At 59.1% G+C, this 12,683-nt stretch carries 13 protein-coding genes and 1 riboswitch; of the genes, 8 read left to right on the forward strand and 5 right to left on the reverse strand.

Annotation, left to right across the window (positions count from 1 at the left end):
• Positions 1-32: 32 nt before the first annotated feature.
• Genes dapD through dapA form a run of 3 tightly spaced genes read right to left on the reverse strand, consistent with a single transcriptional unit; the run spans position 33 to position 3,834 of the window.
• Positions 33-752 (reverse strand): 2,3,4,5-tetrahydropyridine-2,6-dicarboxylate N-acetyltransferase, encoded by a 720-nt coding sequence (dapD, locus tag AAA021_RS08510; RefSeq protein ID WP_349088879.1) that lies wholly within the window; start codon positions 750-752, stop codon positions 33-35.
• 39 nt (positions 753-791) lie between these two features.
• The gene (gene dapB, locus AAA021_RS08515) at positions 792-1,532 is read right to left on the reverse strand and encodes a 4-hydroxy-tetrahydrodipicolinate reductase (RefSeq protein ID WP_349088880.1); all 741 of its coding nucleotides are present in this window, start codon (positions 1,530-1,532) and stop codon (positions 792-794) included.
• On the reverse strand, positions 1,525-3,834 hold the full coding sequence (gene dapA / locus AAA021_RS08520; protein WP_349088881.1) for a 4-hydroxy-tetrahydrodipicolinate synthase: 2,310 nt from the start codon (positions 3,832-3,834) through the stop codon (positions 1,525-1,527). Before dapA ends, dapB begins: the two co-directional genes overlap by 8 nt.
• Before the next feature lie 65 nt (positions 3,835-3,899).
• Positions 3,900-4,068: riboswitch (Lysine riboswitch) on the reverse strand.
• A gap of 144 nt (positions 4,069-4,212) precedes the next feature.
• Between dapA and AAA021_RS08525 the strand changes: the two genes are divergently transcribed.
• The 7 genes from AAA021_RS08525 to AAA021_RS08555 all read left to right on the forward strand — a co-directional run bounded on the left by AAA021_RS08525 (position 4,213) and on the right by AAA021_RS08555 (position 9,097).
• The gene (locus AAA021_RS08525; RefSeq protein ID WP_349088883.1) at positions 4,213-5,400 is read left to right on the forward strand and encodes an N-acetyldiaminopimelate deacetylase; all 1,188 of its coding nucleotides are present in this window, start codon (positions 4,213-4,215) and stop codon (positions 5,398-5,400) included.
• Between the two features lie 102 nt (positions 5,401-5,502).
• Positions 5,503-5,784 carry a type II toxin-antitoxin system RelE/ParE family toxin gene (locus AAA021_RS08530; protein ID WP_006234335.1) on the forward strand — a complete coding sequence of 94 codons (282 nt, stop codon included), beginning with the start codon at positions 5,503-5,505 and terminating at the stop codon, positions 5,782-5,784.
• Positions 5,756-6,097, forward strand: a complete 342-nt coding sequence (locus tag AAA021_RS08535) for a HigA family addiction module antitoxin (RefSeq protein WP_050766086.1) — start codon at positions 5,756-5,758, stop codon at positions 6,095-6,097. Before AAA021_RS08530 ends, AAA021_RS08535 begins: the two co-directional genes overlap by 29 nt.
• An 83-nt stretch (positions 6,098-6,180) precedes the next feature.
• Positions 6,181-6,450, forward strand: a complete 270-nt coding sequence (locus AAA021_RS08540; protein ID WP_035137902.1) for a hypothetical protein — start codon at positions 6,181-6,183, stop codon at positions 6,448-6,450.
• Between the two features lie 164 nt (positions 6,451-6,614).
• Positions 6,615-7,157 (forward strand): DUF4352 domain-containing protein, encoded by a 543-nt coding sequence (locus AAA021_RS08545; protein ID WP_349088884.1) that lies wholly within the window; start codon positions 6,615-6,617, stop codon positions 7,155-7,157.
• A gap of 39 nt (positions 7,158-7,196) precedes the next feature.
• The gene (locus AAA021_RS08550; protein WP_022094127.1) at positions 7,197-7,619 is read left to right on the forward strand and encodes a hypothetical protein; all 423 of its coding nucleotides are present in this window, start codon (positions 7,197-7,199) and stop codon (positions 7,617-7,619) included.
• 98 nt (positions 7,620-7,717) lie between these two features.
• On the forward strand, positions 7,718-9,097 hold the full coding sequence (locus AAA021_RS08555; protein WP_349088886.1) for a protein kinase: 1,380 nt from the start codon (positions 7,718-7,720) through the stop codon (positions 9,095-9,097).
• A gap of 37 nt (positions 9,098-9,134) precedes the next feature.
• Here the strand turns inward: AAA021_RS08555 and AAA021_RS08560 are convergent, their stop codons facing one another.
• Both AAA021_RS08560 and AAA021_RS08565 read right to left on the reverse strand, forming a co-directional pair.
• The gene (locus tag AAA021_RS08560) at positions 9,135-10,268 is read right to left on the reverse strand and encodes a hypothetical protein (RefSeq protein WP_349088887.1); all 1,134 of its coding nucleotides are present in this window, start codon (positions 10,266-10,268) and stop codon (positions 9,135-9,137) included.
• Positions 10,269-10,502: 234 nt separating this feature from the next.
• A complete protein-coding gene (locus tag AAA021_RS08565) occupies positions 10,503-11,135 on the reverse strand; it encodes an MOSC domain-containing protein (protein ID WP_349088888.1) in 633 nt (210 codons plus the stop codon).
• Between the two features lie 232 nt (positions 11,136-11,367).
• Between AAA021_RS08565 and AAA021_RS08570 the strand changes: the two genes are divergently transcribed.
• A complete protein-coding gene (locus AAA021_RS08570; RefSeq protein ID WP_035137907.1) occupies positions 11,368-12,624 on the forward strand; it encodes an ATP-grasp enzyme in 1,257 nt (418 codons plus the stop codon).
• Positions 12,625-12,683: the final 59 nt, after the last annotated feature.

The following is a 12,683-nucleotide window of genomic DNA, read 5'->3' on the forward strand; positions in this document are numbered from 1 at the left end:
CTAGTTGCGCGGTTTGGTAAAACTGCGCAGCCCTAGAGTTGACGTAAGCCCTCTTCCAGGCCGGTCTTGCTGTCGGTCTTCTCGTCGCGCATCTTGATGACGCGGGCGGGGACACCGGCCACGACGGCGCCGGCGGGGACGTCGTCGACGCATACGGCGCCGGCGGCAACAACAGCGCCCTTGCCCACGCGTACGCCCTCCAGGACCACGGCGTTGGCGCCGATCATGACGTCGTCTTCGATGATGACGGGCGTGGCGCTTGCGGGCTCAACGACGCCTGCCAACACGGTTCCAGCGCCGATGTGGCAGTTCTTGCCCACGGTGGCGCGGCCGCCCAGCACAGCGCCCATGTCGATCATGGAGCCTTCGCCAATGACGGAGCCGATGTTGATGATGGCGCCCATCATGATGACGGCGCGATCGCCAATCTCGACACGGTCGCGGATGATCGCGCCCGGCTCGATGCGGGCGTTGATACCCTTGAGGTCGAGCATGGGCACGGCGGAGTTGCGACAGTCGTTCTCTACGTCGTAGTAGTCGATGGAGTCGGCGTTGGCGTCGAGGATTGCCTTGAGCTCATCCCAGTCACCAAAGACGGTCTTGCCACGACGACCGCCGTAGACGTGCGCATTGCCCCACTGGACCTTCATGCCCGGCTTTTCGCGCACGTACAGTTTGACGGGCGTTTTCTTGGGCGCGGTTGCGATGTAGTTGATAATCTCCTGTGCATCCATCTCGGCTGCATTACTCATTTGCTGTCTCTCCTTTGAGTGGATCCGGTTGATACCTGGTTAGGCAAACATGACCTGGTCGAACGTATAGAAGCCAGGCTCGCGGGTGACGAGCTTCTGCGCGGCTGCCAGGGCGCCGTTGACGAAGATCTGACGGCTCGTGGCGCGGTGCGCGAGCGTGACCTCCTCGTCCTGGCCGAAAAAGCTTACCTCGTGCACGCCGGCGACGGTGCCGCCGCGCAGCGAGTGCATGCCGATCTCCTTGGGGTCGCGCGCGCCGCACATGCCCTCGCGGCCATAGACGGGGTGGTAGCCTGCCTCGGGCTCGGCTTCGACGACGGCGTCGAGCAACAACTTGGCAGTGCCGCTGGGGGCGTCGACCTTTTGATTATGGTGCGTCTCGACGATTTCGCAGTCAAAGCCGGGCAGCTCGCGCGTGGCCTGGGCAACCAGATGGCGCAGGGCGGCGATACCGATAGAGTAGTTGCCCGAGTGCATAACACGGGCGTTCTGACCCAGCTCGCGCAGGCGATCCACCTGCTCGGGCGTATAGCCCGTGGTGCCGGAAACGAGTGCGGCACCCGTGCGCTCGACATAGGCGACAACGGCATCGAAGGCCACGACGTTCGAGAAGTCGATGATTACATCGGCGGCCGGTGCGCTCTCGAGCTCGGACAAGTCGAAGCCGATCTGGGCGACGATGTCAAAAACGGGCTCTCCAGCGGTGTTGACAATGCCCTCGGCGGTGGTGCGGATGAGCGAGCCCATGCGGCCCGTTCCCATAATGACGGTCTTAATCAAGCAGACCAGCTCCTTTCAGAGCATCGGTAAGTGCGGAGCGCGTGTCGTCTGCCATGGGGCACAGCGGCATGCGGTAGTTTGCCTCGATCATACCCATCTGGGCGAGTGCTTCCTTGACGGGGATGGGGTTGACCTCGCTAAAGAGGGCATTGATGAGCGGCTGGCCGGCAATCTGGATATCGCGGGCGCGCTCCACGTCGCCGTCCAGATAGGCGCGGCACATGTCGTGCACGAGCTGCGGCTGAACGTCGGCCCACACGCTGATGGTGCCCGAAGCGCCCAGGCTCATGAGCGGCACGGTGAGGGCGTCCTCGCCCGAGTACATGCGGAAGTCGTCGGACAGCAGGTGGGCGATCTTGGCCGCGTAGGCGACGTTGCCCGAGGCTTCCTTAATACCCATGATGTTGGGATGTGCGGCCAGGCGCTCTACGTTGCGCTCGCTGATGCCGCAGCCGCAACGGCCGGGGATGTTGTACAGGATGCAGGGGATGTCCACGGCATCGGCGACGGTCTTAAAGTGCTGGTAGATGCCCTCTTCGTTGGACTTGTTGTAGTAGGGTGTAATGAGCAGCAGGCCGTCGGCGCCCAGGCCCTGGTAGGTGAGCGACTTGGTGAGCATGGTCTGCGTGGAGTTGGAGCCCGAGCCGGCGATGACGGGGATGCGTCCTGCAACTTGCTTGACCACTGCGGCGACAACGGAGTTGTCCTCGTCGTCGGTCATCGTGGCGCTCTCGCCGGTGGTGCCCAGGGTGAGGATGGCGTCGGTGCCGTTTTGCAGGTGGAAATCGATAAGGCGCTCGAGTGCGTCAAAGTCGACGCTGCCGTCCTTTTTAAACGGCGTAACAAGGGCGACGATTGAGCCCTCGAGATTGCGGATGTCCATGTTCTTCTCCTTCGCGTCCGCGATCTGGATGCGTTTGTTCCATTGAGCGGCGACTATCAGGCGCTCGTCTTGGGCGCGACGGCGGGCACTTTCGGCGCGCGACTTGGCCAGCAGCTCTCGGCCGCTCGGCAGCACGTCGAGCGTGGCAAAATAATCGCCCGGGCGCTCGGCGCGGCGGATGAGGTCTGCCGAGCCATCGGGGCGCAACAGGACCTCGGCGGAGCGCAGGCGGCCGTTGTAGTTGTAGCCCATAGAGTGGCCATGCGCGCCGGTGTCGTGAATCACGAGCAGGTCGCCCATGTCGATATGCGGAAGCTCGCGGTCGATGGCGAACTTGTCGTTGTTCTCGCACAGATTGCCCGTGATGTCGTAGGTGTCCGTGACGGGCGCTGTGGTCTTGTCGTCGCCACCCGGCTGGCCCATCACCGTAATGTGGTGGTAGGCGCCATACATGGCAGGACGAATCAGATCGACGGCGCTTGCGTCCACGCCGATATAGTCCTTGTAGATCTGCTTCTCGTGGATGGCCTTGGTGACCAGGCATCCGTAGGGGCCCATCATAAAGCGACCCATCTCGGTGCAGATCGCCACATCGCCCATGCCGGCGGGGACCAGAATCTCGTCGTAGGCTGCGTGTACGCCCTCACCGATGGCGTGAATGTCGTTAGCCTGCTGCTCGGGCAGGTAGGGGATACCCACACCGCCGGACAGATTGATGAAGGCGACATGTGCGCCGGTCTCGCGCTCCAAGCGCACGGCAAGCTCAAAGAGGATGCGCGCAAGCTTGGGGTAGTAGTCGTTGGTGACGGTGTTGCTGGCAAGGAATGCGTGGATGCCAAAGTCCTCGGCGCCCTTGGTCTTGAGCATGCGGAACGCCTCGAAGAGTTGTTCGGTGGTCATGCCGTATTTGGAGTCGCCCGGGTTGTCCATGATGCCGTTGGAAAGCTGGAACAGGCCGCCCGGATTAAAACGGCAACTGACCGTCTTGGGGATGGGGCCTGCGACACGCTCAAAGAACTCGATGTGGCTGATGTCGTCAAAGTTGACGATGGCACCCAGCTTGTCGGCGAGCTCAAAATCCGCCGCCGGCGTGTCGTTGGACGAGAACATGATGTCGTGTCCCGTGATGCCCAGCGAGCGGGCAATCATGAGCTCGGTATAGCTCGAGCAATCACAGCCGCAGCCGTATTCGTTGAGAATGGAGATGAGCGCCGGGTTGGGATTGGCCTTGACGGCAAAGTACTCCTTAAAGCCCGGGTTCCATGCAAAGGCGTCGCGCACCTCTTGCATGTTGCGGCGGATGCCTGCCTCGTCGTATAGATGAAACGGCGTGGGGAACTGCTCGACGATATGCTCGAGTGTCTCCTTGTCCACAAACGGCTGCTTGGCCGCATATGCCTCGTTGGGGGTCAATGCCATGTCCCGTAAACCTCGCTATCCAGACGGCGCCATCTGCGCATCGAATCCGCATAGCGTGGACCCAATGTCCGGATAGCGCTCCCGCATTGCTGCAGACAGTCCTGTGGGTGTTTCCCACAGGCCCACCAGGTTGTTCGTGCCCGAAAAGCCCAGTTCGGCGGGTTTCGCCTCCCCACGGGGTCAAAGCCTGCCGGCTCGCCCGCGGTTCTTCGTGCCCGCGCCTCTATCAAGTGGTAACGACCCTACCACGTTGCACTTTACCAAACAAGAGTATTCGTATATAACGTTTAAAAAATGCAGGGATATGCTGGAAACAAGTGCGCCACAATCCTGTATCACAATAAATTGCAACAGATGTGCCTCACGAAGGGATCCTCTATGACCGAGCTCCAAGAACTCCGTCGCTATCGCCGCGATCTCCATCGCATTCCGGAGCTCGATTTCGATCTTCCGCAGACTATCGCCTATATCGAGGGCGTGCTGGCACCGCTCACCTGCGAAGTGACCCATCCGTGCCCCAGCTGCGTCTGTGCTTTCTTCGACGCCGGCGTTGATGCCGCGCATGCCACGGCGATTCGCGCCGATATGGATGCGCTGCCCATCGCGGAGGCGACGGGAGCGGCCTTTGCCTCGACCCATCCCGGCAAGATGCACGCTTGCGGACATGATGGACACATGGCCATGGCACTTGCCGCCGCGACGTATGTCGACCGTACGATTCGCGAGCAGTCGGGCGCCATTAGGCGCAACGTTCTCTTTGTGTTCCAGCCGGCCGAGGAAACGACCGGTGGTGCCAAGACGGTATGCGAGAGCGGTGTGTTCGAGCGCTATGGGGCTGATCGCATTTTTGGCTTCCATGTGTGGCCCGATCTGCCTGCCGGCACGTTGGCGAGTTGTTCCGGTCCGCTGCTGGCGCGTTCGAGTGAGACACACATTCATATTCACGGGACGAGCATCCATATCGCTAAGACCTATGGCGTTCCGGTCGAGGAGTCGCACGATGCGGCGCTGGCGGCAGCGAAGTTTTTGGTTGCCGAGCGCGGGCTGATGGATGAGCTGGGTGCCGATGAGCCCTGCATTGGCAAGTTCGGCCTGCTGCAGGCAGGCACCGTCTGCAATGCGGTGGCGGGGGAGGCCCATGTTGCTGGTAGCTTGCGCGTGTTTACAGACGCTATGTTCGACCGTGCGCGCGAGGGCGTGCGCCGTGTGCTCGACGAAGCGTGCACCGCAACGGGCTGCACGTATGATCTCGACTTCGCCGAGGGCTATCCACCGGTCGATAACGACCCCGAGTTGTTTGCCAGCGTCGCGCCTGCCTTGCCCGGGCTGCAGCTTGTGGAGGAACCGCTGCTGATCGCCGAGGATTTCGCGTTCTATCAACGCCATCTGCCGGGCGTGTTTTTCCTGCTGGGCACGGGTATGCCAGAGGACCAAGACAACCCGAGTGATTCGGATGGCTGTCCCGCCTATGCCACAAGCGCTCTGCATACCGATAGCATGCTCTTCGACGAGGAAATCCTTCTCAAAGGCCTCGACGTCTACAAACGATTGCTTTTGCTTGACTAAGGCGCAAAGGACTATTTGTTCTAGAAAACACGAACAAACGTACGATATAATAGAGATGTAAGTCTATAGAAACGTTTGACGTTACTAACGTAAGGCGATACTATGATTGCATCGTATAAAGATGAGGATACCGAACGCTTTGCCATGGGTGTGCGGGTCAGGAGGTTCGTGCCCTTTGAGCGTGTTGCGTTGAGGAAGATTCGCCAACTGCAGGTTTGTGCTTCGCTTGATGATCTTCGCGTTCCACCGGGCAACCGCCTGGAAGCTTTGAAGGGCGATCGTGCCGGTCAATATAGCATCCGTGTTAACGAGCGCTATCGGGTCTGTTTTGAGTGGAGACAGGAGATGGCTTGGAATGTCGAAATCGTCGATTATCACAAGTGATGAGACTTCGGCCGATTTGCTGTCGCCGGTGACTCCTGGTGAGCTTCTCAAAGAGGAGTTTCTTGTTCCCATGGGCATTTCTCAATATCGCCTTGCGAAAGAGACTGGGATTCCGGCTCAGCGTATCGGGCAGATTGTCTTGGGAAAACGTCGCGTGACGGCCGACACCGACCTCCGTCTTTGCCGTTATTTTGGCCTGACGGATGGTTATTGGCTGCGCGCTCAGGTGGCGTTTGACCTTGAGGCCGAGAAAAGGCGGATCGAACCGGAACTCGACAAGATCGTTCCTGTTCAGCAGGCTATCGCACTGTAGTGCTCAAAGATGATGGGGGTGGCGCGGCGATGAGGCGACGCCGACAGTCTGCCGTATATAGTCCGGGTGGATGCGGGTGCGGTTTGCTGCTGCTTCCGGTCATCGCTGTGGGCATTGGCGTGATGTTTGTGCTTGCTGGGCTGGCTACGGCGGCACTCGTACTGTTTATCACTGCTATCGGCGTGACGATTTGGCTTTATCGCAGTCGTGAGCAGCGCCGCGCCGACGGTAAGACCAATGTAGGATGGATTGCCTTTTTGGTCATCGCCTACCTGCTGAGCATCAGCTATTTGGCCTTCTTTATTCTGTTGCTTGTGAGCACCTTTACCGGGGAATCCGTCACGGTGGGTTGATGCACTGCCAGCAGACGGTTGCGCAAAGTGCGTTTGCTCGGCGTTTGGATAACTGCATTGGCCGTTTACCGCAGCCTTAGCTCTCAGCTAATGAATTCAAGTTTAATCCTTCCTACGATGTGCTGTGTGCCGGCACGGTAGCCGGATCGTAGGAAGGATGCATGATGAAAAAGCTTGAAAACGAAGTGCTGCTGAGCCGTCGCGCTGCACTGGGCGCATTCGCCACCGTCGCCTTGGGGACTGCCGGTCTTCTTACCGGTTGTGGTAGCGATAAGGTGACCGTCACCGAGGACGCTGGCGATGGCGACAAGAGGGAAGAGGCGAAGAAGGAAGAGCAGTCTACGACTGACCTGGCGGTTGGTGCGACGGTGACCACGGCTGCCGGTCTTTCCGTCGTTGTCGATTCCGTCCAGCCCGGCCTCACAAATTATGACGGTTCGACCATGACGGGCATTCACGTCACGTACGTCAACAATGGTGATGAGGGCGCAGATTACAACATCTACGACTGGAAGGGCGAGGACGCCAACGGCGCTCAGCAGAATCAGGGTTACTACAGCGAGGGCTCCGATGAGCTGCAGTCTGGTACCCTTGCCGCTGGTGGCTCTGTGGCGGGCAATATCTACTTTGATGGCGATATCAAGAAGGCACTGTATTTTGCCAACATGTTTGATAAGTCTGCCACTGCAAGCTGGGTGTTGGCCTAGCATGTCGCTACCGTTGCGCCGTATGGGAGGTGAAGTCGTATGCCCGATAAAAAGCTGACTGACGAGTTACTCAATGAGCTTCTCGACGCGCCAAACATCGATGGCTATATCAAAGAACACGACTTTGCCGCCCCGTCGCTTTCGAACTACCTGAAGCAGCTACTGCAGGAAAAGGGCTTGGAGCGCTCGCGCGTGGTTCGTATGGCCGATCTCAATGAGACCTTTGGCTATCAGATTTTTACCGGTGCGCGGCATCCGAGCCGCAATAAGGTGCTGCAGATTGCCTTTGCGATGGCGCTGACGCTCAAAGAGACTAACCGTGCGCTGACGGCTGCCGGGGTAAGCGTCCTTAACTGCAAGGACCGCCGCGATGCGATTATCATCTTTTGCATCGATCGCGGGTGCAGCCTCCAAAAGGTCAACGAGGAGCTGTATCGCTTTGGCGAGGAGACGGTGAGTTAGCGGCTGATATCTGAGCCGGCGGAGCTGCCGAACAACGATGCAAACGAACGGGGCGCAGATGCCATGGGGTGTCTGCGCCCTGCGCTATGATGGAGGCTATGGATACTCAGAGCCCAACATATTCCGATGACGAGCTGACCGCAGCGCTTGCCGAGCACCTGGCGTCGCTCGATTGCGACGACAGCTATCGCATGGAGCGTGTACTTAAGCGCTCGTCCGTTGAAACAACCGAGCTCGTGTACTTTGAAGGAACCGGCGGTGGTTCGCTCGGTCCCTTTGTTCGTAAACGCATCGATGCTTCGGCTCAAATCGGCGGGGCATACGAGCGTCTGTTTGCCGCTCAGCGGGCAGGCAGGCGTTTTGAGCACCTGCCCAGAATCGTCGATTGTCGTCGTGTGGGCGACGAGCTCAACGTGGTTATGGAATACATCGAAGGGGAGACACTCGGGGCGCTGGTGGACCGTCTGGGAGCCACCCCCGATTATGCGCGTGAATTGTATCCTGCCCTATGCGATGCCGTGGGCGAGCTCCATGCCGGTTTTGCAATGGTGGGGGAGACGTCGGCGCCGGTGATCCATCGCGACCTCAAGCCGTCGAATATCATCGTGACAGGTGCCAACTATACGCCTGATGACGGCCTGACATTTTCATCGCTGGTGATTATCGACCTGGGGATCGCGCGCGTATGGCGCGATGGCGCCGATGCCGACACCGTCAAGTTTGGGACACGGCCCTATGCGCCGCCCGAGCAGTATGGGTTTGGGCAGACGAGTGTGCGCAGCGACGTCTACGCACTTGGCGCTCTGTTGTTCTTCTGCTTGACGGGAGTCGACCCTAAACCAGGGCTCGACATGCGCGAGCAATGTGAGGCATGCGGCATTCCCACTCCACTTGCCGATGCCGTCTGCATGTCGATGGCGCTCGACCCGGCCAAGCGTTTTGCGAGCGCGGAAGCGTTGGGACGGGCGACGCGCGCGGCATACGATCTAAGTCGCCCCGTGCGGCCTCCTGCGCCTGTGCTTGTCCGTACTCCGGCCTCGGAGACGGTGTTGACGCCCCAAGGGCTCCAGAACCCCACAGGGCTTCCTAGGCCTGCCGCCTCCACTGCATGCGGTCTGCTCTCTCGCGTTCCGGAGTCTCTGGGGCGCATTTGGAATACGCTCGTCTGCTTCTCGCTGCTTGTGTTCTTTGCCGGAAGTCACTTTGCCGTCTTTCACCCCACCGGAGCAAACCAAAGCTACCCGACGTGGCTTCTCATAATCGAGTATTTTTTCTTTGTCGATGGCCTTATGGTGCTTATGCATTTTGCGCTGCTCGATAAGCGCCGTCTTCGTCGGCGATTCGCACTGCTCGACAGCTATCGCGGCAAGAAGCTCGCGAAACTCTGGCTCAAGGCATTGGGTGTGCTGCTCCTATGCATGATCGTCATAGTCGCGGTTGCCAATGCGACCGGCGTCGTCGATACCTCCGCTACCTAAAAGAAAAGGGCCCCATTGGGGCCCTTTGCAGTTGCACTTAGATGCGGTTCATCTGAGCGGCGACTTTGTTGTACCAGTCCTGCCACGTGGGCGGGCAGTACTTTTTGGCCGCTGCCGGGGTAAGGGTGGAGCCGTAGTTGGCGCCCAGATAGGCAACGTGAGCGGAGATGCCCTCGCTCCAGCTGCCAAAGCTGCGCCAACCGCCGCCACGTGCACTCCAGCCCCAGGCGTTGTAAGAATTGGCGCAATAAGCACCCTTGGTGCTCTCGATGCAGGCGATGGCGGGGGACCAACGGGGGTCGACACCGGTATTCCAAGCGGCGACGGCAAAGTTATAGCCCTGGCCTGCCATGGGGGAGCCGGCGAGATAATTGTCGATGCGGCCTGTCCACTCATTAATGAACGAATCGTAATCGGAGTTACCAGTATTGGAGCTGTTCACCGTGGTGTCGATGGTGGTGTTGGCGTTGTTGGCCTGGCTGCTGGAATTGCTGCCGCTTACGCCCTCGCCCGAGAGCTTCTCGGCGGCAGCGGCCTTATCGGCCTCAAGCTTGGCAAGCTCGGCGGCATTTTCCTGCTCGGCTTTTGCCTGCGCCTCGCTGCGGAGCTGCTGGGCCTGCGCCAGCGCGTCCTCGGCGTTTTCCTGCTCTGCCTCAAGCTGAGACTTGGCCTGCTGGAGCTCGGCCTTGTTCTGCTCGAGTTCGGTTTGCATGTTATTGAGCTGTTCGATCTCGTCGACGCTCGAGCTCGTGATCTGGTTGGTGTATTTGCAGGTCGTGATGAACTCACCCAGGCTCTGCGCGTTGACCAGAAAGCTCACGATGGGATTGGTGCCCTTCTGATACTTGTACAGATCGCGCATGGCGGAGCTTGCCTTGGCCTGCTGCTCGGGAAGCTTAGCCTCGATTTCCTCGATGCTTGCCTCATTGGAGTCAATCTGCTTTTGCAGGTCATCGAGCTTGGTGCGGGCGTCGTTGTAGGCGCTCGTGGCGGCTTCGATCTTCTGCTGGGCTGCGGAAAGCTGGTCCTGCGTTGCCTGCGAGGCGGCATACGCCGCAACGGGGGAGAGCATCGGCGTGGCCGTCAGCGCAACGGCGAGCGCGGCGCTCGTGATGATACGAGCCGGCGTCGACGCAATGAGCGCTGCGGTGCGATGATTCGAATGCTGCATCCAGTCCCTCTGCAATCAATCGTAGGTTATGGTTCGAACGGTATTCTACTACTGCTTTCGACCTCAACTTGAACCTTAAAGGTCCCAAAGGGTCAAGTTGAACTTGAGGCTTTGGCTTTGACCTGCAGTTATGATGAATTGTTGAGAAACCATAGAGTTCAACTTTAACGTTACAGAGCCCTGTTTGAGAGGAGTTTTGGGCTGTAAAAGCTATCTCAACGTGGGGTTTTATAACTACAGCGTGCCCTTCTGGCGAGCCTGCTCAATCTCTTCGAGGGCTTCGGCGGGGGTGAACGAACAGGTGCCGTCGCCGAGTTTGACTACCCGGATATCGTCGCCGGTATGGACCTCTCCGCCCTTTAGTACCACGCCAAAAACGCCCTCGTGGGGAAAGATGCAGTCGCCGGCGAGATAGTAGATGGCACAGCGGGTGTGGCAGACCTTGCCGATCTGACTGATTTCGACCAGGACATCGTTGCCAATCTTGAGCTGCGTTCCCAGGGGGAGCGAGAGCAGGTTGATGCCCTGGGTTGTGAAGTTCTCGCCAAAGTCGCCCTCGTGCACATCGAGCCCGCGCGCCTGCGCCGTCTGGATAGACTCTGCAGCTAAAAAGGAAACCTGGCGGTGCCAATGCCCGGCGTGCGCATCGGAGGCGAGGCCAAACTGCTCGATGACGGTGTCGTGCCCGTCGGCGACGGGTGACTTACGCGTGCCTTTGTGCTCCGACGTGTTGATTGAGACGATACGGGCAGGCCCGTTGTAAGCATCGTTTGCGGTGCGTAGGGGAGCTGCCGTCTGGGCACGATCTGCAAGTTCGCGCTTGGCGGCGTCAATGATGGGGTTGTTGATCGGATGAGCCTGGGGCACGGTGCACCTTTCGACGGGGCGGGCTACATGTTGAATCCTACAACAATGGTAGGTTCATTGCCCATTGTCATACAACGGTGAGCGCCGTCTTCGTGCTGGCCTTCGTGCTGGACGATTACGTCGATTGCCATAGATACGGTGGAGCTTTGGGCGCCGGCGGCTTGGCACGCTAGAATAATTCAGTTGCGCAAAGACCGCCCATTGTGTGGGCAGTTCATGATAGGAAGTTTCCATGGCATTGCAATTTACAGAGCGCGAGTTCATTCCCGTGCTGCTCGGTGGCGACATCAACGCCTATTCGGTGGCGCGTGCCTTCTACGAGGAGTACCAGGTCAAGAGTCTGGTCTTTGGCAAGTATCAGACGGGTCCCGCGTACCGCAGCCAGATTATCGACTACACGCCCAACGTGGATATCGACACCATGCCCGTGATGCTCAAAACCGTCAACGGCATTGCCCAAGCGCATGCCGACAAGACGATTGTCCTTGTGGGCTGTGGCGACAACTATGTCGCTCTCGTGGCTCAAGCCAAGGATGCTCATGAGCTGGCGGATAACATCGTCGCTCCCTACGCGCCCTACAGCATGCTCGAGCAGTGCCAGAAGAAGGAGATCTTCTACGAGCTGTGCGAGAAGCATGGCGTGCCCTATCCGCACACGTTTACCTTTACCAAGGCGATGCTCAATGCCCAGGGTGAGGCGCCTGCCGAAGTGCTCGACCAGATCGATTTTCCTTACCCGATGATTCTGAAGCCTTCTGACGGCATCATGTGGTGGCAGCACGAGTTCGAGGGCCAGAAGAAGGCCTATGAGATTGCCGACCGCGCCGAGCTGGAACAGGTCATTCGCGATTCGTATGCCAGCGGCTACACCGACGACCTGATCTTGCAGGATCGCGTGCCCGGCAACGACGAGTACATGCGCGTGCTCACTAGCTATTCCGACCGCAACGGCAAGGTGCGCATGATGTGCCTGGGCCATGTGCTGCTCGAGGAGCATCAGCCCCACGGTGTCGGCAACCATGCCTGTATCATTACCGAGCCTAACGACGAACTCATGGGCGGCGTGCGCAAGCTGCTCGAGGACCTTCACTTTGTGGGCTATTCCAACTTTGACGTTAAGTACGACGAGCGCGACGGCTCGTTTAAGTTCTTCGATTTCAACACGCGCCAGGGTCGCAGCAACTACTACGTTACCAACAGCGGCTTTAACGTTGCCAAGTATGTGGTGGACGAGTATGTGTTCAACCGCCCGTTTGAGCCGGAGTTTGTGACGGCGCAGGACGAGGCCCTGTGGATGGTCGTCCCCATGGGCGTCGTCGACAAGTACGTCAAGGATCCCGAGCTGCGCGCTAAGGTGCATCGCCTGGACAAGGAAGGTAAGGGCGCCGACCCTTCGTTTATGAAGGGCGACTTTGTCTTTAACCGCTGGCTGCGCATGTGGCACACCAAGCTGCGCCACTTTAAGCTGTTCAAGACGTATTACAAGTAGATGAGTGCGGCGCCCGTCCGGTTTGCATCGGGCGGGCGCGGGTATGATACGCGCAATTG

The organism is Collinsella sp. CLA-JM-H32 (assembly GCF_040098165.1).
Classification (GTDB): Bacteria; Actinomycetota; Coriobacteriia; order Coriobacteriales; family Coriobacteriaceae; genus Collinsella.